Raw genomic sequence first — 22439 nt, 5'->3', positions numbered from 1 at the left:
ACTTGAAGTATACCCACCCCACCGAACACCAAAGGAGGAACATAAGGACCTTGCTACCCCCCCCCATGACACTACTTTTTGCACAACCAATCCAATTTGAATACAGGAAAATCGATGAAAATCTCTCTAAAGCTAATCTACAAAATAACTTGCACAGTTCAAAGGCGTTTCATATACATCCACTTGGCTTATAGGCAGACAGCGTTTGCCAAAAAGCTCAGCAAAATTTTTGGCTAAATTTTCTGCAGTTGTTCGATAGGGCAATATCTTGAGCTTAAAACCCTCGTTGCGCAAAGCGTCAATGGTGATCTGCTTGAGCGTACCCTCCTCAACCAAAAACATATGGTCAAACGCAGCAACCTCTTCGCGCACAACACGCTTAAACTCACCAAAATCAAGCACCATATCGCGCTCTGTTCCCTCAGCGCCAAGCTGGTTTTGCTTGATATACACAACGACACGCCAGCGATGACCGTGGAGGTTTTCACATTTGCCGTGATAGTCAGCCAAGAAATGTGCGCTATCAAAGCACGCTTCCGTCTTGAGTCCAAACATCACTTACTCCTCATTAGCCTTCTTAGCCTCAATATAGGCTTTGAGCGATTGTTCCCAATTCGCAGGAACAAAACCTGTAGCTGAGAGTTTATTCAGCGCAAGGGTACTGTAATGTGGACGAGGAGAGATGGGACTTGTAGCAGCGGCAAAATAATCTGCTGTAGAAACTGGCTTGACCGCATCGCCATTACCCTCGGTCAAATCAAAAATGCGCGCAGCAATATCAGCCCAACTGGCACTTGCACCACTACCAGTAAGATTGTAGGTACCAAATTCAGCATGTGGCGCACGGTCATCTAGTGCCGTATCACCCTCACGATATCCCAACAGCCACAAAATGCCCGCAGCCATATCTTCCGTAAAGGTCAGGCGACCAATTTGGTCGTTAACCACGCTTACCTGAGAAAGCCCGCCTGTTGCAACGCGATGCGAAAGATCCATCATTGTACGAACAAAATTTTTGCCATCACCAATAACCCAACTGGAGCGCACAATAAAATGGCGATGGAGCTGCGCTACTAGTGCATCTGCTGCGGCCTTGGTTTGTCCATATACGCCTAAAGGAGCAAACTCTTCGCTTTCGTTATGGCTTTCTTGAGTACCATCAAAAACATAATCACTACTCACATGTACAAGCGTGAGATGATGCTCAGCAGCCGTACGGCAAAGTTTGGTGACACCCTCGACATTAATTTTCCAAGCAGCTCTACGACCTTCAGTGGTCTCTGCCTTGTCCACCGCCGTAAAAGCAGCCGCATTAATTATGGTGCCAAAAGTATCCCAAGCGATACTTTTATAGGCTGAGGGGTCACACATATCAAAACTATCGATATCGTGAAACTCCCAGCCCTCAAGCCCACGCCGCGCAACTTCTGCTTGGAGTGCACGTCCTAGCTGACCATGGCTACCCACTACAAATGTTTTGCGAGGGCCCATGGGCAAGGCATCCGCAAGGAAAGGATGATGCAAGTCTGCCTCGGAGCGTATCGATTCCTCCAAAGGGATGGGCCAATTGATATTGAGTTGTGGATCAGCCAAATTTACAAAAGTATAGTTTTTCTTTTGCTCAGCAGACCAATGCGCATTAACGAGATAGGTATAGATGGTACCGTCCTCAAGCGCCTGATACGCATTGCCTACGCCACGTGGCACGTAAATAGCCCGCGTTGAATCTAGCTCACAGCAAAAAACCTGACCGTAGCTAGCGCCAGGACGCAAATCTACCCAAGCACCAAAAATCTTGCCTGCTACAACAGAAATCAATTTATCCCAAGGCTCAGCATGAATGCCACGAGTAGCACCACGAGACTCGTTATAAGAAATATTGTTTTGGACAGGACCAAAGTCAGGAAGTCCTAGCTTCAGCATCTTGGCACGCTGCCAGTTTTCCTTGAACCAACCGCGGTTATCGCCGTGCACAGTTAGGTCAAAAACAATAACACCCGGTATGCTTGTCTCGTGTGCCGCGAGTTGCTTTCCAAAATCCACTGAAGCTCCCTCGAATTTTTACTTACTGCCCTTGTTTGGCGTATTTTGCTTCGGTCTCGGCTTTTACATCTTCCCACCAGCTACGGTTATCGCGGTACCAAGCGATAGTGGCATCAAGTCCACTCTCAAAGTCAGTGTGGGATGGGCGCCAACCAAGCTCAGTTTGGAGTTTGCTCGAATCAATGGCATAACGACGGTCATGACCAGGGCGGTCACGCACCCAATCAAAATCATCGGCAGGCTTGCCCATATGTTCCAAAATCAAGCGCAAAACATCAATATTGTTGCGCTCGCCATTAGCACCAATGAGATAAGTCTCTCCTACACGTCCCTGAGTAAGAATTGCCCAGACCGCGCTGCTGTGATCATCGGTATGGATCCAGTCGCGCACATTCTTGCCATCACCATAAAGCTTGGGTGTAATACCACACAAAATGTTGGTAATCTGACGAGGAATAAATTTCTCAATGTGCTGGTAGGGACCATAGTTGTTGGAGCAATTCGAAATGGTTGCACGTACGCCAAATGTGCGATGCCAAGCACGTACCAGATGATCTGCGCTTGCTTTGCTCGAAGAATAAGGACTACTTGGACGATAAGGCGAACCCTCGTGGAACTTGTCAGGGTCATCTAAGGCCAGATCTCCATAAACCTCATCGGTTGAAATCTGGTGATAGCGCACACCATATTTACGTGCTGCTTCTAACAGGGTATAGGTACCTACCACATTGGTTTGGATAAAGGGTGACGGATCCAAAATCGAATTGTCATTGTGACTCTCGGCGGCATAATGTACGACGGCATCACAGTCTGCCACCAGCTGGTCTACCAGCTCAGCATCACAAATATCTCCCTGTACAAAACCCATCTGCTCGGATGCAATACCATCAAGATTATGAATATTGCCTGCATAGGTAAGCTTGTCCAGCACAGTCACCTGTGTCTTTGGGTGCTCACGGGTGACATAATGCACAAAATTTGAGCCAATAAAACCAGCCGCGCCTGTCACAAGGATATGCTTGGGAATAAATTTCTCTTCTGCCATGTAGATTCCTTTCGGCTACCAGAGCGGTACTGCTTTCTCATTCAAAATAAACAAGCAAAACCCGCTTGAAATGATTATCAAATCCTATTCGAAGCGACTATCCTTGCGAATCTTGCCATCAAGCAGATGGCGCAGGTGCTCACCATAGGGACTTTTACCGTAAGTCTCGGCCGCTTGTCTGAGCGCATCCTTGTCAATCCAGCCATTTTGATACGCAATGTCTTCGGGTACCGAAACCATAATGGACTGCGAGCTTTCGATAGTGCGAACAAAGTTAGAAGCGTCAAAGAGGCTATCCATGGTGCCAGTATCCAACCATGCATAACCACGACCCAGCGTTACTACATCAAGATCGCCATCCTGCAAATACATCTCATTGAGTGAGGTAATCTCCAGCTCACCACGGGCAGAAGGCTTAACCTGACGAGCCAGCTCGGTCACTCGGTTATCGTAAAAATACAGACCAGTCACAGCATAATTGCTTTTGGGGTTGACAGGTTTTTCTTCGATGGAAACTGCCTTGCCATCCTCACCAAATTCCACCACACCAAAGCGCTCGGGATCATCAACGTAATAACCAAAGACCGTCGCTCCCCCATCACGCTCAGCAGCCTCGACAGCATGACGCAAATGACGCGAAAGACCATTGCCATAAAAAATATTGTCGCCCAAGACGAGCGCACAAGAATCTCCTGCAATAAATTCCTCTCCAATGATGAAAGCTTGAGCTAGCCCATCAGGACTAGGTTGAACAGCATAGCTAAGTGAGATGCCAAACTGACTACCATCACCAAGTAGTTGCTCAAAACGAGGAGTATCTGTAGGGGTAGAAATCACCAAGATGTCGCGAATACCAGCCAACATTAACGTAGACAACGGATAGTAAATCATCGGCTTGTCATACACAGGCAAAAGCTGCTTGGACGTGACCATGGTCAAGGGGTAGAGGCGCGTTCCCGAGCCGCCCGCAAGAATAATGCCTTTCACAAACAACCTCCTGTATAGGGACTCTCACAGATATATAAAGAGTAACGCAAGCAGAACCAAAGAGTCGTTTGCTCCTAAACAATCTTGACTATCGGCGCAAATCCCTTAAGCAAGCGTTTGGTAGTGCCAAGACTTTCGAAATAGACCGTCAAGGTGTCCTTGTCTATTGCACGCACGATTCCCGTCTTGAAAGTCTTGTGCGACACTCGGTCACCCACCGCAAAGCTTTCATTTGCCTTTGCAGCATCGCGACGAATGAGTTGTGCGTTAGAGCCAATCTCACGAGAACCACCTGTTGAGCGCGTGCGCGAGCCAAAGACCTGACCACCATAAACCTCGCTACCGCGACCACTACCATAGGTACCATGTCGATCGCCACGTTTTTCCCAACCGACTCCACGATACCCCGAAGAGCCGAGCCCTATAGCCTGAATATCGTCCTCAGGGATTTCTGCCAAAAAGCGGCTAGGCGCATTTGCCGAAGTAGAGCCAAACATTCTGCGTATTGCTGCATAGCTAAGATAAAGCCTACGCTCTGCTCGGGTAATGGCCACATAGGCAAGACGGCGTTCTTCCTCAAAGGAATCTGGCTCGCCTTCCTTTGCACGATGAGGAAAAAGCCCCTCTTCCATACCCGCAACAAAAACAACAGGAAACTCCAAGCCCTTTGCAGAATGAATAGTCATGAGCGTTACAGCACTACTCGATCCAGCTAGGCTATCAAGATCCGAACGTAGAGCCAGCCATTCCATGAAGGCAGGAAGCTTTTTGGCAGCAACGCTAGCCGCATTTTCTGCTGCTACACTGGGCGCTGCAGAAGCTTCATCCCCGGCAGCGGACGCGGCAAGTTGAGCTAAGCTCTCAAGCGTTGCTGCAACATCATCATGCGACTCATCAAACTCGGCAGCCACACCAAAAAACTCTCGAATGTTGTCAATGCGACCATCGGCTTCAACGGAATGCTCTGCCTCAAGAGCACGTATAAGACCCGTTTTGTCAACAATTGCCTCAACCACATCTGACAAGTCACCCTGCAGATGACGACCTGCTTCTATAGCTGCGGTAAACTCCCCCAAGCCTGCACGTACCTTAGGACTAAAAAGACCTGTTTCTGCCACACAAGCTTGAGCAGCTGCAAAAAACGTCAAATTATTTTCTGTGGCATAACTGCGGATTTTGCCAATGGAAGTTGTACCAATGCCTCGACGGGGTGTGTTGATAATACGTAATGCCGATACGTCATCGTCAGGATTGACCACGAGCTTGAGATAAGCCATTACATCGCGAATCTCTGCCCGATCAAAGAATCGCGTACCGCCCACGATTTTGTAAGGCACCCCCGCACGCAGTAACATATCTTCGAGTACACGCGACTGAGAATTAGTACGATAAAAGACCGCAATATCATCATAGCTGGTACCCGTGTCATGAATTTTTTCGATCTCCGAGCCAATCCAACGACCTTCATCGCGTTCATCATCCGCTTGATACAGACGAATCTTGTCTCCATCGCTGCGATCAGTAAAAAGACGTTTAGCCTTGCGTCGGGAATTGTTACTAACCACCGCATTTGCTGCAGACAAAATATGATGGGTTGAGCGATAGTTTTGCTCGAGCTTAACTACCCGCGCATCGGGATAGTCCTGCTCAAAAGCAAGAATATTTTTTATATCGGCGCCACGCCAGCTATAAATTGACTGGTCATCATCGCCAACCACCATTAAATTGCGATACTTTGCTGCCAATAAATTGGTAATTGAATACTGAACATGGTTGGTGTCCTGATACTCATCCACACTAATTTGACGGAACCGCTCTTGATATTTGTCCAATACTTCGGGATGTTTTGCCAACAGCTCGTATGCCTTGATAAGCAAATCATCAAAATCCATAGCGTTTGCGCGTGCCAAGCGAAGCTGCAACTCTCGATATACACAAGCCGCTTTAAGGCTAAGCGGATTATGATCTCCTGTGGCTTCACCTGCCATATCCTCAGGTGTTTTCATTGCATTTTTTGCCTGAGAAATACGCGAACGAATAGCTTGTAGGGGAAATTGCTTGGGATCAATATCCAACTCATCCATGATGGTCTTGACAAGGCGCTTTGAGTCATCGTCATCATAGATAGTGAAATTTGGACGATATCCCAACAGCTCACCATCCTCGCGCAACATACGCACACACATCGCATGGAAGGTACACACCCACATACCACGCGTGCCCCCAGGAAGTAATGCATCCAGACGCTCGCGCATCTCGGCTGCTGCTTTGTTGGTAAAAGTGATTGCTAGCACCTGCCAAGGACGTACGCCTTCATCAGAAATCATATGTGCAATGCGGTGAGTCAACACACGCGTCTTGCCTGAACCAGCGCCTGCCAAAACCAGCAAGGGTCCACATGTACACAGCGCAGCTTCGCGCTGAGCAGCATTAAGACTATCGATATCAACAGCACTCTCTACATGGGGAAGAGGTGTTTTATCAGATGTACCAACAGCTGGTTGAGATTGTTTTTTTAGGGCAGGCGCAGAGGCGCTCTGTACCTCGGAGAAGGTAGGCTGAGACTTCATAAACTCATCGAAAGACAGCGGCAAGGGAAACTCCGTTCATCGTTTGGGAACTAACAGTCTACCCCCTGTACCGGGCCTCAAAAAGACATTACTAATCTGTCTCTTATATGTTCATCAATTTTCGACTTGTTTAACTCTGCTGCATGAGTCTTAACTAATGTGGGAACATTCAAGTCGTTCAAGCGTGTTCACCACGAGCAGCAGACATTGGGGAATGTATGATTAATTTTGTCACTGAAGAGTCTTTCTGGGAGCTTTTTCCCGAGGCAACTATCGGCGTTTTGACAGTAGATGGCATCAAGCCAACCGACCAAATTGATCCCGAGCTGGTCGCCCGTGCTCAGAAAGAGCTTAAACGTGCCAATATCGTTGCGCGCAAATGGGTACCCAGCAATACCATCAGCAAAAACAAAGTTCCCGCTGTATGGCGCGAGGCATACCGTAAATTCAAGACCAAGCACGGCGCCCGCTGCTCAGTCGAAAACCTACTTAAACGCGTTCTTAAAGATAATCCTGTTGGCTCCATCAACCCCGCAGTTGATGTATCTAATGCAGTTTCTCTGACCTATGCCTTCCCCATGGGTGTTGAGAATATCGATGCCTTTGTGGGTACCTTCCGCCTCGCTGTAAGCGAAGGTGGAGATGACTATCTCGCTGTTGGTGAAGATACTCCTGACCCCACCCTACCTGGTGAGCTTGCATACCTAGACGATGCAGGAGCTATTTGTCGCTGCTGGAACTGGCGCGACTGTCAGCGCACCGAAGCTACGGACAATACTCCCCACTGTGCATTCATTATGGAATGCATCGAGCCTAATCGCGTCAATGATCTTCATGATGCTATCGATCAACTGGAGGTCTTTACGACCGAAATTCTTGGTGCTCATACCACCAACAAAGATTATCTGACGATTGATCATCGTGAGACCCCACTTATCTAAGCGGCGACTCATCCACCTATGACGCACATCGCACCTAGGACAGCAATGTGTCCCAGGTGCTTTTCCTTACAAATCCCTTTTTGTGTAAAGTCTCTGCGAGAGTTTTAGAGAAGCAAAGTAGAGCAAACCCACAAGTAACGCCACAGCAACTAAACTCCACCCCATTCCTAGCTGCACATACAACTTTGACAGCGTTTCTACTGCTAACAAAAAGCCTTGCTTCACAGCGTTAAAAGTCATCAACAAGGGAAGTAGCGCGGGTAGTGTCAAAACAAACCAACCACGTTGAGCTCCCCACCAAAACAAAACAGGCATTTGAAACGAAAGTAGCACAAGCAGCATCAAGGCAGTAGCTACTAGTACCGGTCCAACCTCTGCCATGTTTTCCAAAGCATTGATGCCGAATTGTTGTATTGCAAGTACCAACAAACCATTTAGTAGCACACAAACTACAGTTACCGTAATAATTGCCGCAAACACAAAAGCATAACGTCCTGTTACCACTTGAGCTCGCGTCAGAGGCAGAGCGTCACGCGCCTGCTGCCAACTATTTGCCTCATCATCTCGAAAGGCACCCGTTAGCAAGATATAAATCACCATAAAGCACATTGTGAGCGAAATCTGTATCTGCAAGTTTGTTATCGTGACTTGAGCAATATCTACGTCGTCTCCTCCAAAGACTGCACCCGCCCCTACGATAATGATTACAGCCGCAAATGCCAGAAGATACTGCGGGAGTTTACGCAAAAACTGGCACCAATCTGCATAAAGAACTGCAAGCATTTATCTCAGCTCTCCCTTCGCAACGAGGGTCATGGTCTCGTCGATTGTCGCCTTGTCGATGGCAAAATTTGGGAAGTTACGCTCAAACTGAGCACGGTTGGGAACAAGCACGTCCCAAGAGAAGTCACGCTTTACTATACGGATTTGACCGGCAGGAATATAACCACTTGCTAGCAGATGCTCCAGCTCCTCGCCACGCAAATGAGCCACACCCATTTCGTCATAAATGCGGTCACAATCACTCGCAAATGCAATTTTGCCCTCTTCAAGCATCACGATATAGTCTGCGATATGCTCAAGATCGCTGGTAATATGGCTCGAAATGAGAATTGATTTCGTGCCGTCCCCCATGCACTCGCGCAAAATATCGAGCACTTCATCGCGCACAATAGGATCAAGACCTGCCGTAGGTTCGTCCATTACCAGCAAATCTGCGCCGCAGGCAAGCACGCAAGCCAGCTGCAATTTCATACCCATACCACGAGAAAGCTCTCCCACCTTTTTGCGGGCAGCATATGAACGATGTGGCTTTGGATTTGACTTTAGCAAACCCATACGCTCAAGCAGATTCTCTAGCAACTGATAGTCAAGCTTTGGATATGCCAAGCTATACATAGTTGCAACCTGTGCCACACTCATTTGCAACGGATACGCGCAGACCGAACTCACATAACCTATGCGCGCTTTGAGAGCGGTGAGCTCCGTACCAGAGAGATTGTCTCGCGTTTTGCCAAAGAGCTCAACTGATCCAGAATCAGATTTCACGCAACCGAGCGCAATTTTCATAAGCGTAGTTTTACCTGCACCGTTACGCCCCACCAAACCCACAATTGATCCTCGAGGCACATCAAGAGATACCGACTGAAGGGCAAACTCACCATAACTTTTGCCAATCCCGCGCAATCTCAGATCGCAGATCTCCCCTGACAAGTCAAGACTACCAAGGGGCAGTTTGTTATCCATATCCAAAGACTTCTTTGCAAAATGCGCAGCACCCTGAGCGCCTGTACCCACATATGCTTTCATGCTCATTGCTCCTCCTCGAGAACCAAGTCAAGCATTTCGTGTAGTTGTTGAGAATCAATCGAAGCAGTTCGCGCCGCATTGGCCGCTTGCGCAAGCGCTGCTTCCACCCGCCTGAGTTGCTCTTCTCGCAGCAGCCCTGGATCGATACCCGCTACAAAGCAACCTTTACCAGGGACAGTTTCCAAAATGCCTTGGGTCTCAAGCTCTGCATATGCACGTTTGGTTGTAATAGCACTAATGCGTAGGCTCGTCGCAAGACTTCGGATAGATGGGAGCTGCTCACCAGGAGTAAGCTCACCTGCCAGAACAGCCGCCCTCAACTGATCTGCAATCTGCTCATAGATGGGTTTGCCAGAGGAGTTAGAAATCACAATCTCCACGCTAGTTTCCCTCTCCTTTTCTTCTGTTAATTGCGTACATACTGTATATACCTTATATATACAGTATGTCAAGAAAAATCCGCCTAGGATTCTCCCTAAGCGGATGAATGGTGCGTAAGTTACGGTGAATTAGGCGGAAACGAGTGCATCTGCCAAAGCCTCAATCTCGACGAGATTAGCTTCCTTAACACCGGAACGCAGATGCACCATAGGTTCAAGAATAGTCATGTTAGGCATGGCCTCAACTTGTGCTTGGATGAGCTTGCCTGCCTGAGGAGCCCAACTGCCATTTTCCATGATGCCGACAACGCGATTCTTAAGGACATGAGCCGCAATATCATCCAGCAAAGTGCGCATGCTATCAAAAATGCTCATATTATAGGTAGCGCAGGCAAAGACAAGTTTGGAGTATTGGAAGGCAACAGAGACAAGCTCGGAGGTCATAGTCTTGGAGCTATCGTAAACGCGCACATCGCGCATGCCTCGCTCAGCCAACTTGCCAGCGAGAATATCGGCCGCAGCAGCCGTATCGCCATAAATAGAGCCATAGAAGATTGCGACAGAATCGACCTCGGGTTCGTAGCTTGCCCACTTGACGTACTTATCAAGGATGAGATTAAAGTCCTTACGCCAGATATGACCATGCAGCGGACAAATCATACGGATGTCCAACTTGGCAGCTTTTTTGAGCAGCATATTGGTTTGCAAACCATACTTGCCCACGATATTCACGTAGTAGCGACGAGCCTCATCCAGCCAGTCATGCTCCCAATCAACCTCGTCAGCAAAGATATTGCCGCCCAAGGCGCCAAACTCACCAAAGGCATCGGCGGAATACAAAACGCCCGTCAACTGATCATAGGAAACCATAACCTCAGGCCAGTGAACCATAGGAGCCAAGAAGAACTGCAGAGTATGGTGACCCAATTCAAGTGTGTCGTTTTCCTTGACCGTAATTGCATGAGGAGCAACATCAAAATCAAAAAATTGTGACATCAACTCAAAAGCCTTGGCTGTAGCCACAAACTTAATCTCGGGATAGCGCTCCACCAGCTGAGGAATCATACGGCAATGGTCGGGCTCCATATGATCCACAACCATATAATCGAGTTTGCGTCCCGCAAGCAAATACTCAAGATTTTCCATTACCTGCAGCATGACAGCCTCATCAGTGCCATCCATCAAACAGGTTTTCTCATCCAAAATAAGATAGTTGTCATACGACATACCCGCAGGCGTGGGATAGGTGTTTTCAAAAAGCTCTAGTCGCCTATCAGATGCGCCCAACCACCAGCTATCTTCGCAAATCTCGCGAACGTTGTGCATAATCTCACTCCTTGCTGAGCAACGCTTACCAAGCACAAACAAATTTTTCCCCACTTCCCCGCATGTGCAATGCAAGCGGATAATGCCTGGGGACAGCTCTCTTCTCAAATGATATGCGATTCTGCCTGTATGGGGATGTATAGAGCAAAACTGTTTCGATAAACAGCACATGGGAGATTCCGCCCGCATAGCGAATGGTTTTCTTGTCCTGTGCAAAGAACACACGAGACTGGGTTGATGACCTACAAAAAAACAGCACCCGTATAGGATGCTGTTTTCTCGCACAAAGGAAAGGTAGTGAATTAGTATTCGTTTTGCTTAGGCCTCAATGAACTTGAGGAAAGCCTCTGCCTGAGCCTGAATAGCTGCTTTCTGCTCATCAGAGAAAACAACTACATTATCACCCCAAGCAGAGCCATTGACCGCATAGCCTTGACCCAACTCATCCATGGGATTCATACCAACAAAAGGAAGAAGCTCGCCGAGCTTGGTGCGCATCTGCAGGGTTGCAATCCTCCCGCCAATACCAGAGAAGGTGACTTTCTTATCCTTGGTTGCTTTGTCAGAAGAGCCCTGAGCCGAAGGACGGCTCATCCAGTCAATAAGATTTTTGATATTTGCAGGATAGCTGGCGTTATATTGAGGCGTGACAATCCAAATACCATCGGCGGCAGCAAACTCGTTGCGCACACGCTGAACGGATTCAGGGGTTGGCCACTCAATATCCTGATTCATAAAAGGCAAATCGCCAAAGTCAAGTTCTTTAACCTCAACTGCATCACCTAAAGCTTGGGTAATGGCTACCTGAAGCTGACGATTGAAAGACTGCTTGCGCAGGGAACCCTGCACCATAAGAATGGTCTTCTTCATTGCGTTATCCCTCTCTTTATGTCGGCACAGAGCCGTTTTCGCTTGAACACATGCAGTCTTTATACCCAGCAAACTACTAGGTTTTCATGCAACCCCGAGAACGCATTCTGAACATACTTTTGGAGCATAGCTGTGTGGAGGTATGTTTGGAATCGATTTGATAAATGAGATTATGACTACCAGGACACCAGTCTTATACAAGGTTTTGCTTGCCAAACGCCACGTTCTACTTCACTTTTTTTGCCAAAAGCCACACTCTGTTTCACGCGAAAAAAATCTACCTGCGCAAACGTGAAGGCCGTTGAAGAGATATGTGGCTTTTGACATTTTTTCTGAAACAGAACGTGGCGTTTGGCAAGCAAAGCCGCTCCAACACCCCAGGTTGACAATAATCCTTGTCAACAACCCATCAACAATCCTAAACGTGTTCCGTGCAAATTTTGCACTCTTTGGGCTTTAGCCTCAAAAAGCTGAGCTATCATACCTTCGTTTGGTTCCTCGGCATCAGTTTTATCGATAACCGTTACGCAGAATAACCCAAACAACATATGTATATCCACCACAAGTCTTTGCGTCAAATTTGGTTTTAGAAAGAACTATGCAAAATATATATATGCATGGCAGTGGGATAAATATGAAGTATGTTTTTGTAACAGGTGGCGTCGTTTCGGGACTGGGAAAAGGAATTACCGCCGCTTCACTGGGGCGACTCCTCAAAGCTCGCGGGTTCAAAGTTACGATGCAGAAATTCGATCCTTATATCAACATCGATCCTGGCACGATGAACCCCATTCAACATGGTGAGGTATTTGTCACAGACGACGGTACTGAGACCGACTTGGATTTGGGTCATTACGAGCGCTTTATTGATGAAAGCCTTGATTGCCGCGCCAACGTGACATCTGGAAAGATTTACTGGTCGGTACTCAATAAAGAACGACATGGTGATTACAGCGGAGGCACCGTACAAGTTATCCCCCATATCACCAACGAAATCAAGGCAAGTTTTTATGACGCAGAGGCGTGCGATAGTAATGCCGATGACAACACAATCGCCATCATTGAGGTTGGCGGAACTGTTGGAGATATTGAAAGCCAACCCTTCCTTGAAGCGATTCGCCAGTTCCAATGGGAAAAGGGACGCGACAATGTCATCATGATTCATGTCACCCTTATCCCCTACCTGAAGGTTTCTGGCGAACTAAAAACAAAACCAACGCAAATGAGTGTCAAGAATCTACAGGGACTTGGTATTCAACCAGATATCTTAGTATGTCGCACTGAGCATCCCCTTTCCGATTCAATGAAAGATAAGATTGCACTTTTCTGCAATGTACTCGCAGAAAATGTGCTCGAAAACCTAGATGTTGAATACTTATATGATGTACCCCTTGCTATGGAAAAAGAGCACCTGGCAGAGCGCGTTTTGTCCTGCCTCAGGCTTGCATGTCCCCAGCCCAACTTGGAAGAGTGGAAACATCTGTCGTGGTCTTTGAGACATCCTGAAAAAAAGTATCACTATCGCCTTGGTGGGAAAATACACCGAACTTCACGACGCATACCTCTCTGTTGTGGAAGCACTTAAACATGGTGGCATTGCAAATCGCGCTCAGATATCCATTACTTGGATTGAATCTGAGGATTTAACTCCCGAGTCTGCCGATGCGTTGTTTGCTGATGTTGATGGCATCATTGTCCCCGGCGGATTTGGAGGCAGAGGTGTCGAAGGAATTATTTATGCTGCAACCTACGCGCGAACACATCAGATCCCTTACCTTGACATATGTCTTGGCATGCAAATGGCAATAGTAGATTTTGCAAGAAATGTCCTTCAGCATACCGACGCAGCAAGTGCAGAATTTGATACTGAAAGTTCCTATCCCGTTATTGACTTGATGCCCGAACAAAAGAGCGTTACTGACCTAGGCGGCACAATGCGCCTTGGAGCGTATCCCTGCGTACTTAAAAAGGGCACCATTGCATATAGCCTCTATGGTCAAGAGTACATATCTGAGCGTCATAGACATCGCTATGAGGTTAACAATGATTACCGTCAAGAATTGCAGGATGCTGGCATGATACTTTCGGGCATTTCACCCGACAATCGCACCGTCGAAATGATTGAGCTTAAAGGCCATCTCTTCTTTATTGGAACACAGGCACATCCTGAATTTAAATCGCGTCCCAACCGTGCACATCCCTTGTTCCGTGGCCTCATTCAAGCAGCTATAGCATTTCAAGCAAAGACAAAGAGTACGAAAGCATACTACGCATAAGCAGCAAAAGCTCCACCACATAAAGGCTCGAGTGTCACTCCATAAAGAGTGGCACCCGAGCTTTGTTAGTACTTAAAGCGGAATATCTTTGCTACTCCTTATTGCGACCACGGTAAACAACAAAACCAGCAATTGCTACTACAACAGCAATGATGACGCCAATAACGCCAGCGGGCACAGAGCGTGTCTCGTCGGCCTTCTTGCTGTCTGCGGAACCCTCAGCAGGAGCTTCCTGCTTGACATTCTCCTCCTCAACCGGCTCGACAACATCCTTAGCAGCAGCATCAGCATCAAATTTTGCTAGCTCATCAGCATAGGTCAAAGCAGTAGCAAGCTTACCCTCAGCGAGATCGCTTGCGGCAAAAGGTTTGGAGGTATCCCCAGCCTTCAGGTAGTCGCGTACTTCTTGTACCAGAGTATGAATCTTGGCTTGTGCCTGCTCGGATACAACATCATGAGCCTTGTTCGCAAAGGCCATACGAGCCTTACCGTCTTTAACATCTTTCATCTGAGCATCAACGGTTTCATGCTGAGCAATAATATCTTTTTGCAAGACATCAAGATATGCATGGACGCCCTCAGCAACATCTTTGCGGTGGTTGTAAGCAAGAGTATTAAGATCCATCAAATCGTAATCCAGGTACTTCTTGCCAGAATCCTCCATAGCAAGTTTCTCGTTGGACTCAGCTTTGGTCTTATCGTCAACCCTATTGCCATCCTTGTCCTTGCTATACTCCATATTCTCGCCCACATGAGAAGTATCGTATGCAACCTCATTGGGGTAGATATCCTGGTCGACTTCAGTCAGCAATGCAGAATAACTAGGGATATAAAGAGTGAACTCACTGCGGGACAAACCCTCCCACTGAATGGTTGCAATGTCGGCATCCAAGCCTTTGCGTACCTGGAAGATATGGCTCTCGGTGTTGCGATTGTTACCAATTGAATAGAGCTTATCATTCTTGTTGGCATCTACCGCTGTGCCCTCGCCACGAGCGCCCAAGGAGCGCAAGGCTGTGAAAGTATCAACCTTATCGGCAGGCTTGACATAAAATGTGGAGTTGGCAACGGTAGCGACAGCTCCATCTTTGTCAACGGTATAGTCGGTACCCTCGGCAAGTTGCTCACCAAAGAAAAGGTGCCCCTGGACATAACGGGTATTTTGACCTACACCCTGATCCTCAGAGCTGCTGCCATAAGAACCAGCAACGTCCATCTTGCCATCTTTTTCAACATAGGTACCCGCATCCTCGGCAACCTTTTTGAGATCCTTAGAGTGCAAGCAGTTCTTGCTATCCTCAAGGTCAACATCAAACTTAAGATTGTCCATATTAGGATTCACAGAAGCTTGGTCTTCTGCCATCTTGACGGCAATCCACTGCTTGCCAGACAGTTGAGTAAAGATCCAGGTTTCGTTTGCATCGCCAATAACAATCTGGTTGCAATCCTGAGATCCCTGCTCATCAATAACCTTACCAAGCAGTTCAACGCCCTCACGAGCGGTAGAAGCCTGGGAAAGCACAAAGTCGTTGATGCTGTACTCACCAATACCCGTATCGATACGAGGATCAACCTTATCGATAGCTTCGTTCATATTGGTGGTCAGAGTTGCGGAAACACTGACGCCTTTCTCATTGGTACCAGCCTCGGAATAAGCCTTGGCACCTGCATCCCCTGCTTCGGTCCAATTGTCAGGTGTATCGCGAATAAAGGTATAACGGAACGTAGGGCCATCAATTTTGTAAGAGAAACTTGCCTTGGGATCGATGTCATTCTCGTAGCTCTGAATGACTTTGCCATTTTTGGTGGCAGGAGCAATACCAAAAGCCTTTGGGTAACGGTTAGCGTAGTCCTCAGCACGGCCCCAGAACGTATCACCAGTAGTGGTAAGTTCGGAGCCAACATAGACTTGGGTACAGGCAAGAGCGGTCTGGGGAATACCCGAAATCGATACTGCAGTTGCAGCAACGATGAGAGCGCGGGTTGCCTTAGAGAATCTAAACTTCTTGTGCATGAGCTAGTCTCCTCTCAACTTGGAAGCCTTATGCTTCCTCTGCAAAAGCGAAACGGTCATGGCTCACGATAGCGAAACGTTTTGGAAATATTGCATAAATTGCTCTCAATACGGTGAGCGGGGCAATAGATTCCGTGAGCTGCTATTAGCAGATAAAATAGTTAATCAGGGTTACTTTGCGTTTGGGGAATTTATAGCTTGCGCAGTCATGAGATAGTATCTGCTTCAGATGTTCGGCTTGTAAAAAAGGTCCCTAAAACTGCAGAAAGCTCGAAAAGGTTCCTAAAGCATCATTGCCTCAAAAACCAACTGGTCTTTTGTCACGTCAAAAAAGAATTGAGAACCCTTTTGCTGAGAGGCTGATGAAAAGTGAACCTAATTGCTGTTTACTGCGGCAGATGTCGGTAAATTCTTACTGCATCTTTTTAGAGGAAAGTACTAAATATATGGATAGAGCTTTATTAATTTAGACTCTTACGAATAGGATATTTCTAGATAAATTTTTCAATACAAAGGGTAAGCAAAACAATATCGCCCACCAAACCAGCAACCATTAATACCTTGTTGGTAAGCCCGTCAGCATGGCATAGATGCAGACACCAACCCGACTCCAAAGGAAATAGTAAATTCATCGGCATTTTGTTAAGCAAATCAAGCAACAAATGCGAGGCGTAACCAGCCGCAAAAGCAGGAATTGCCATCGGCAGCACAAGACCTAGTGCCAACGAAAATAGTACAAGCGCCAGCACCGAATGAGTAAAACTCCGATGCGGCGTAAATCTGCCAATGGCACAAAGCCCAAAAAAGCCAAGCAGCCCTATGGCTTGTTGGCTAAGCTGAATTTGAGAAATATATGCCCAGAGCTGTGCGCCTAAAGCACGATCAATACCAAAACTAACTATAGCCAGCCCCACTACGATAAGACGAGCAATGAGAGCATCACGACTGCGACTGTTGTGCACATCAATATCAGGTGTAATTGAGCCAAGTGCGCCCGCAAGGACGGTGGCAAGACAGGCGGCAGAACTCGCTGGCTGTGACACAAAGAGCGCCGCTGCGATACCAACACTTATGTGGGTTTTGCCCATCATCCGTCTTCACCACCTTTTACAAGAAAAAATATATCATGGTTTCATATGAAAGTGATTTTGCTCATTTTTCCTTCGATAGGAGTTTTATGTCCAAGCGTGATGCTCAGATTCTTGAGCTGCTCACCAGTGAAAAGAAAATTGAGGTTTCTGCTCTCGCTGAGCATTTTGGCGTTTCAACCGTTACCATGCGCAAAGATCTAGACTCCCTACAAACACGCGGTCTTGCTTTACGCGAACACGGCTTTGCTTTGCTTTCAAATCCCAATGATGTCGCCGGACGTCTTGCCTACCACTATGAAGAAAAACTTCGCATCGCCAAACGAGCAGCCGAATCGGTATCCGATGGCGCAACTATCATGATTGAAAGTGGCAGTTGCTGTGCTCTGCTTGCCCGCGAGTTGGCGGATACACACCAAGGCGTCACCATCATCACCAATAGCGTTTTTATCAGCACGTATGTGCGTGACTCCCCCAATATCACAACAGTGCTACTGGGTGGTACTGTCCAAAGTGATTCTCAGGTTACCGTAGGTCCGCTTCTGCGTAGCTGCGTAAAGTCCTTTGCTATAGAACGACTTTTTATTGGAGCTGATGGTTGGCTTGACGGCATAGGATTTACCAACGGGGATCAATTCCGCGCTGAAGCAGTACTTGCCATGGCAGAATCAGCAGCCCAAGTAGTTGTACTGACTGAATCCGAAAAGTTTCACCAATATGGAGCGGTACCTTTGCGCTTTGAAAACAAGCCAATACATCTTGTGACTGACGCTGGCATCAGTGCTGCCGACCGTCGCAAAGTCAAAAAACTCGGCATTCATATTGCACTTGCCTAACAGCTCGCTCAACACAAGACGCCGCGTCTCCGCCCATGTGTCGGTATTTAATTACCTAACGGACGAACAAAGAAACTAGAAAAAAGCGTGTATTCCTGCGCTTTCATACGCTTGAACATAGGATACCAAGTCATCACTTGAGAGATTTTTTTCTCCTGATAGCTGGTAGTTGCGCTCAAGCAGAGCGTATTTACTTTCGCCAAAGTTGTGGAAAGGCAGCAACTGCACACGCTCTAGTCCCAACTCAGCAAGAATTTCTGCCATACACTTTGCATCCTCAACTGAGTCATTAAAGCGGGGGATAACCGGCGTTCGTATCAGCACATCCTTACCCGCTTCCTGTGCCCAACGAATATTTTCTAGGGGCAACTCGTTTGTCTCACCTGTTCCGCGCTTATGCGCACATGGATCTCCATGTTTAAGATCAATCAGCAGGTGATCAAGATGCTCCGCCACTGCAGAAAAGACCTTGTTTGAAACGTAAGCTTCGGTCTCGATACACGTATCTATTCCCTCAGCTTGCAATAGACTTAGGAGCTCAATATCAAACTCAGGCCAAAGCATTGCTTCGCCGCCAGACAACGTAACGCCACCATCCGAGTCTTCATAAAAAGGCTTATCCTGCAGGCAGACTTTGAGAACCTCTTCGGTTGTCTGCGCCTTTCCCACCAAGGACAGCGCACGTCCTAGACATGCATCTACCATCTGCTTTGCAAGTTCAGATGAGCCATCAACTGCGTTTATATTTACGTGCCGCTTACCTGTTGTTGTTGACAGCCCTGCTTGTGGGCAGGCAGCTATACAAACACCACATTCAACGCAGACGTCCGCCTTCCACTCCAACTGCGGACGGCGCATTTGGCTTTCGGGGTTAGAACACCAAAAACAATGTAAAGGACAACCTTTAAGGAACACTACCGTGCGAATTCCAGGGCCATCATTAAGGCTGAATTTTTGGATGTTAAATATGGTTGCCAACTGCATATATATCCTCTGCACAACTTGTTTTTTTGCTTGACAGCCCCTCTTGACTTGTTATCATAAACTTACGTTCGAAAGTTTTCAAGCTTTTTTATGAAATGGAGCAGGTCATGGAGAATTCCAAGCACTTTGGTTCTTTGACTGCACGCATGCAGGCATTCCGCGAAGAAGTGCTCGATGAAAAGCCCTTTGTTGACGCTGAGCGTGCTGTTCTGTGCACTGAGTCTTACAAGCAGAGCACAAACCAGCCTCCCGTTCTCCGCCGTGCTCTCTCTTTTGCTCATATTTTGGACAACATGAGCATTTACATTGAGGACAAAACGCTGCTCGCAGGAAATCAAGCGAGCAAAAACTGCAATGCACCAGTGTTTCCCGAGTACACGCTAGGCTTTGTCATGGATGAGCTAGACCTTTTTGACAAGCGTGACGGCGATGTTTTCTACGTAACCAACGAAGACAAAGCTCGTATTCGTGAGATTGCACCATATTGGGAAAACAACACTCTACGCGATCGCGGTATGGCTCTGCTTCCCGATGAGGTTTCAGTCTTTATGGAGACGGGTCTTTTTGGCATGGAGGGTAAACTCAATGCAGGTGATGCTCACCTCGCCATCAATCATGCCCGCCTCCTGCGCGAGGGCCTGCGCGGCTATGAGGAACGCGCGCGTGCAGCCAAAGAAGCGCTCGATCTCACCGATCCCGAATCCGTTGATAAGCTGGCCTTTTATCGTGCCGTTCTCATTGTGATTGAGGCCACCCGTCGCTGGGCTCAGCGCTATGCCGTTCTTGCTTTTGAACTTGCTCAAGCTGAGACCGACCCTATCCGCAAAGCAGAGCTTACCCGTATGAGTGAGATTTGCGCCAAGGTTCCCTATGAACCCGCAAACAGCTTCCGCGAAGCCATTCAAACCGTGTGGTTCTCCCAGGTTTTGCTACAGATTGAGTCCAACGGCCACTCACTCTCCTATGGCCGTTTTGATCAGTACATGCTGCCCTATTACCAAGCAGATCTTGCAAACGGCGCCATCACTCGCGACGAAGCGCTTGAACTGCTTACTAATCTCTGGATTAAGTCTCTGACTGTCCAAAAAATCCGCAGTCAATCGCATACACTATCTTCAGCTGGCAGCCCCATGTACCAAAACGTCACTATTGGTGGCCAAACCACCGAGCACAAAGATGCAGTTAATGAGCTGTCCTATCTTGTGCTGCAATCAGTTGCACAAACCCGCCTGACCCAGCCCAATCTCACTGTGCGCTATCACGCCAATATCGACAAGAAATTCTTAGACGAGTGCGTTGAAGTGATGAAACTCGGCTTTGGTATGCCCGCTCTCAACAACGACGAAGTCATCATCCCCTCATTTATCAACTGGGGCGTCGCCGAAGAAGATGCCTATAACTATTCTGCAATCGGCTGCGTTGAGACTGCGGTTCCTGGCAAGTGGGGTTATCGCTGCACTGGCATGAGTTATCTCAACTTCCCTCGCCTGTTGCTCTGCGCAATGAACGGTGGTGTGGATCTCACGAGCGGTCGACGCTTCACCAAAGACTATGGTCACTTCACCGATATGCAAAGCTACGATGAGCTCTTTGCCGCGTGGGATAGCACGATTCGCGAGATGACTCGCTACTCTGTCATTGTTGAGAACTTTATCGACAAGGCTTCCGAACGCGATGTGCCCGACGTGCTTTGCTCGGCGCTCACCGATGACTGTATTGCTCGCGGCAAAACTATTAAAGAAGGTGGCGCCGTCTACGACTTTATCTCTGGATTGCAGGTAGGCCTTGCCAACATGGCAGATAGTCTTGCTGCTATCAAAAAACTTGTCTTTGAAGAGAAAGCCATCACTACACAGCAGTTGTGGGATGCCATCCTCGACGACTTCCAATCTGAAGAGAGCCAGCGCATTCAAATGTTGCTCATTGAAAATGCTCCCAAGTATGGCAACGACGATGACTATGTCGATCAGCTTGCAGTCGAGGCCTACGAGCCTTATATCCAAGAGATTGAGCATTATCCTTCGACCCGCTATATGCGTGGACCTGTTGGCGGCATCCGTTACGCTGGCACAAGCTCTATTTCCGCAAACGTTGGCCAAGGTATGGGCACCATGGCAACCCCCGACGGGCGTCACGCACATGCACCTCTCGCCGAGGGTTGTAGTCCTGCTCACAACTGTGACAAGCAGGGACCCACGGCGGTCTTTAAATCCATCACCAAACTTCCTACTGAAAAGATTACCGGTGGTGTTTTGCTCAATCAAAAAGTTACACCCATGATGCTTTCTCGCGAGGAAAACAAGCAAAAGCTCGAGATGATGCTACGCACCTTCTTTAACCGCCTGCATGGCTATCATGTACAGTTCAACGTGGTTTCCCGCGAAACTCTGCTTGATGCCCAGGCACATCCCGAAAACCACAAGGACTTAATTGTGCGCGTAGCTGGCTATAGTGCCTTCTTTAACGCACTTTCAAAAGCAACACAGGATGACATTATTGGGCGTACCGAACAGGCAATATAAGTAAGATAGGGTTTGAGTTGTGCGGTAGGCACACAGGCAAAACGGAGGGGTCTCATGGAATTTTTTATCGATAGCGCAAACATCGAAGACATCAAGGAACTCAATGCCATTCTTCCTATTGATGGCGTAACAACCAACCCCACTATTCTCACTAAATCGGGTAAGTCTCCCGAACAGGCGCTTGCTGATATTTTTGAGGAACTCAGCGAAGATCAAAAGGTCTTTGTGCAGGTAATTGCCACCGATTATGAGAAAATCCTCAAAGAGGCTCGTATGATCGCTTCTTTACGTGGCGGCAAAAACATGTTAGTCAAGATTCCTGTGAGTCGCGAGGGTCTGCGGGCAATACCTGCCGTCAAGGCAGAGGGCATCAATATTTTGGCCACGGGTATCTATTCGCCCGACCAGGCATTCTGGGCAGCCAAGGCTGGCGCGGATTATCTGGCTCCTTATGTCAATCGTATGTGCAACTATGGTGATGGTGTTGGTCAGGTAGCCGAGCTCGTGGATACGCTGGCAATTTATAACATCGACTCCAAGGTCTGCGCTGCTTCCTTCAAAAATGTCGATCAGGTACATCAGTTGCTCGCCGCAGGTTGCCCCGCTTTGACCGTTGCTCCCGATGTCATCCGTGCCATGATTGATCACCCTGGTACCACTATCGCTGTTGACGAGTTTTCTGCCAACTGGCAGAAGGCTTACGGTCGCAATACTTTCGAAGCGTAATTTTCGACGCCTTTTGCACTGC

General features: G+C 47.8%; 19 protein-coding genes. 6 read left to right on the top strand and 13 right to left on the bottom strand.

The window, feature by feature from the left end:
- Positions 1-132 precede the first annotated feature (132 nt).
- From ACO5JD_RS04525 to ACO5JD_RS04505, 5 genes are all read right to left on the bottom strand, one after another.
- Positions 133-555 (bottom strand): 6-pyruvoyl trahydropterin synthase family protein, encoded by a 423-nt coding sequence (locus ACO5JD_RS04525; protein WP_484987957.1) that lies wholly within the window; start codon positions 553-555, stop codon positions 133-135.
- A gap of 3 nt (positions 556-558) precedes the next feature.
- Entirely contained in the window at positions 559-2043 is a 1485-nt protein-coding gene (locus tag ACO5JD_RS04520; protein ID WP_484987955.1) for a sugar nucleotide-binding protein, read from the bottom strand.
- Positions 2044-2065: 22 nt separating this feature from the next.
- Positions 2066-3088, bottom strand: a complete 1023-nt coding sequence (gene rfbB, locus ACO5JD_RS04515; RefSeq protein WP_484987953.1) for a dTDP-glucose 4,6-dehydratase — start codon at positions 3086-3088, stop codon at positions 2066-2068.
- Positions 3089-3172: 84 nt separating this feature from the next.
- The gene (rfbA, locus tag ACO5JD_RS04510; protein ID WP_484987951.1) at positions 3173-4075 is read right to left on the bottom strand and encodes a glucose-1-phosphate thymidylyltransferase RfbA; all 903 of its coding nucleotides are present in this window, start codon (positions 4073-4075) and stop codon (positions 3173-3175) included.
- Between the two features lie 74 nt (positions 4076-4149).
- On the bottom strand, positions 4150-6645 hold the full coding sequence (locus ACO5JD_RS04505; protein ID WP_484988078.1) for an ATP-dependent helicase: 2496 nt from the start codon (positions 6643-6645) through the stop codon (positions 4150-4152).
- Positions 6646-6863: 218 nt separating this feature from the next.
- On the opposite strand from ACO5JD_RS04505, the gene ACO5JD_RS04500 reads away from it, so the two are divergent.
- Positions 6864-7586, top strand: coding sequence for a B3/B4 domain-containing protein (locus tag ACO5JD_RS04500; protein ID WP_484987949.1), 723 nt, complete (start codon positions 6864-6866; stop codon positions 7584-7586).
- A 66-nt stretch (positions 7587-7652) separates the two neighbouring features.
- Here the strand turns inward: ACO5JD_RS04500 and ACO5JD_RS04495 are convergent, their stop codons facing one another.
- From ACO5JD_RS04495 to ACO5JD_RS04475, 5 genes are all read right to left on the bottom strand, one after another.
- Positions 7653-8369, bottom strand: a complete 717-nt coding sequence (locus ACO5JD_RS04495) for an ABC-2 transporter permease (protein ID WP_484987947.1) — start codon at positions 8367-8369, stop codon at positions 7653-7655.
- Positions 8370-9401 (bottom strand): ABC transporter ATP-binding protein, encoded by a 1032-nt coding sequence (locus ACO5JD_RS04490; RefSeq protein WP_484987945.1) that lies wholly within the window; start codon positions 9399-9401, stop codon positions 8370-8372.
- Complete coding sequence (locus ACO5JD_RS04485; protein ID WP_021625605.1) at positions 9398-9775, bottom strand: GntR family transcriptional regulator; 378 nt, start codon at positions 9773-9775, stop codon at positions 9398-9400. The genes ACO5JD_RS04490 and ACO5JD_RS04485 overlap by 4 nt, the downstream gene beginning before the upstream one ends.
- A 129-nt stretch (positions 9776-9904) precedes the next feature.
- Positions 9905-11101: an FprA family A-type flavoprotein gene (locus ACO5JD_RS04480; protein ID WP_484987943.1), complete on the bottom strand. Its 1197-nt coding sequence runs from the start codon at positions 11099-11101 to the stop codon at positions 9905-9907.
- 318 nt (positions 11102-11419) lie between these two features.
- Positions 11420-11971 carry an NADPH-dependent FMN reductase gene (locus ACO5JD_RS04475; RefSeq protein WP_484987941.1) on the bottom strand — a complete coding sequence of 184 codons (552 nt, stop codon included), beginning with the start codon at positions 11969-11971 and terminating at the stop codon, positions 11420-11422.
- A 634-nt stretch (positions 11972-12605) separates the two neighbouring features.
- Between ACO5JD_RS04475 and pyrG (ACO5JD_RS04470) the strand changes: the two genes are divergently transcribed.
- Both pyrG (ACO5JD_RS04470) and pyrG (ACO5JD_RS04465) read left to right on the top strand, forming a co-directional pair.
- A complete protein-coding gene (gene pyrG, locus ACO5JD_RS04470) occupies positions 12606-13556 on the top strand; it encodes a CTP synthase (RefSeq protein ID WP_484987939.1) in 951 nt (316 codons plus the stop codon).
- Complete coding sequence (pyrG, locus tag ACO5JD_RS04465; RefSeq protein WP_484987937.1) at positions 13543-14247, top strand: CTP synthase; 705 nt, start codon at positions 13543-13545, stop codon at positions 14245-14247. Before pyrG (ACO5JD_RS04470) ends, pyrG (ACO5JD_RS04465) begins: the two co-directional genes overlap by 14 nt.
- Before the next feature lie 91 nt (positions 14248-14338).
- Here pyrG (ACO5JD_RS04465) and ACO5JD_RS04460 read toward each other — a convergent pair whose 3' ends face one another.
- Positions 14339-16261 (bottom strand): C69 family dipeptidase, encoded by a 1923-nt coding sequence (locus ACO5JD_RS04460; RefSeq protein WP_484987935.1) that lies wholly within the window; start codon positions 16259-16261, stop codon positions 14339-14341.
- A gap of 491 nt (positions 16262-16752) precedes the next feature.
- On the bottom strand, positions 16753-17352 hold the full coding sequence (locus ACO5JD_RS04455; protein WP_021626729.1) for a metal-dependent hydrolase: 600 nt from the start codon (positions 17350-17352) through the stop codon (positions 16753-16755).
- Positions 17353-17438: 86 nt separating this feature from the next.
- Here ACO5JD_RS04455 and ACO5JD_RS04450 point away from each other — a divergent pair, with 86 nt between their 5' ends.
- Positions 17439-18185, top strand: a complete 747-nt coding sequence (locus ACO5JD_RS04450) for a DeoR/GlpR family DNA-binding transcription regulator (protein ID WP_484987933.1) — start codon at positions 17439-17441, stop codon at positions 18183-18185.
- Positions 18186-18260: 75 nt separating this feature from the next.
- Here the strand turns inward: ACO5JD_RS04450 and ACO5JD_RS04445 are convergent, their stop codons facing one another.
- Positions 18261-19169, bottom strand: a complete 909-nt coding sequence (locus ACO5JD_RS04445) for a glycyl-radical enzyme activating protein (protein ID WP_484987931.1) — start codon at positions 19167-19169, stop codon at positions 18261-18263.
- Positions 19170-19276: 107 nt separating this feature from the next.
- Between ACO5JD_RS04445 and ACO5JD_RS04440 the strand changes: the two genes are divergently transcribed.
- Both ACO5JD_RS04440 and ACO5JD_RS04435 read left to right on the top strand, forming a co-directional pair.
- On the top strand, positions 19277-21691 hold the full coding sequence (locus tag ACO5JD_RS04440; protein WP_484987929.1) for a glycyl radical protein: 2415 nt from the start codon (positions 19277-19279) through the stop codon (positions 21689-21691).
- Positions 21692-21745: 54 nt separating this feature from the next.
- Positions 21746-22417: a transaldolase family protein gene (locus tag ACO5JD_RS04435; protein WP_484987927.1), complete on the top strand. Its 672-nt coding sequence runs from the start codon at positions 21746-21748 to the stop codon at positions 22415-22417.
- Positions 22418-22439: the final 22 nt, after the last annotated feature.

This window comes from Olegusella sp. (genome assembly GCF_057238325.1).
This window is presented reverse-complemented; position numbering and strand designations above follow the sequence as displayed.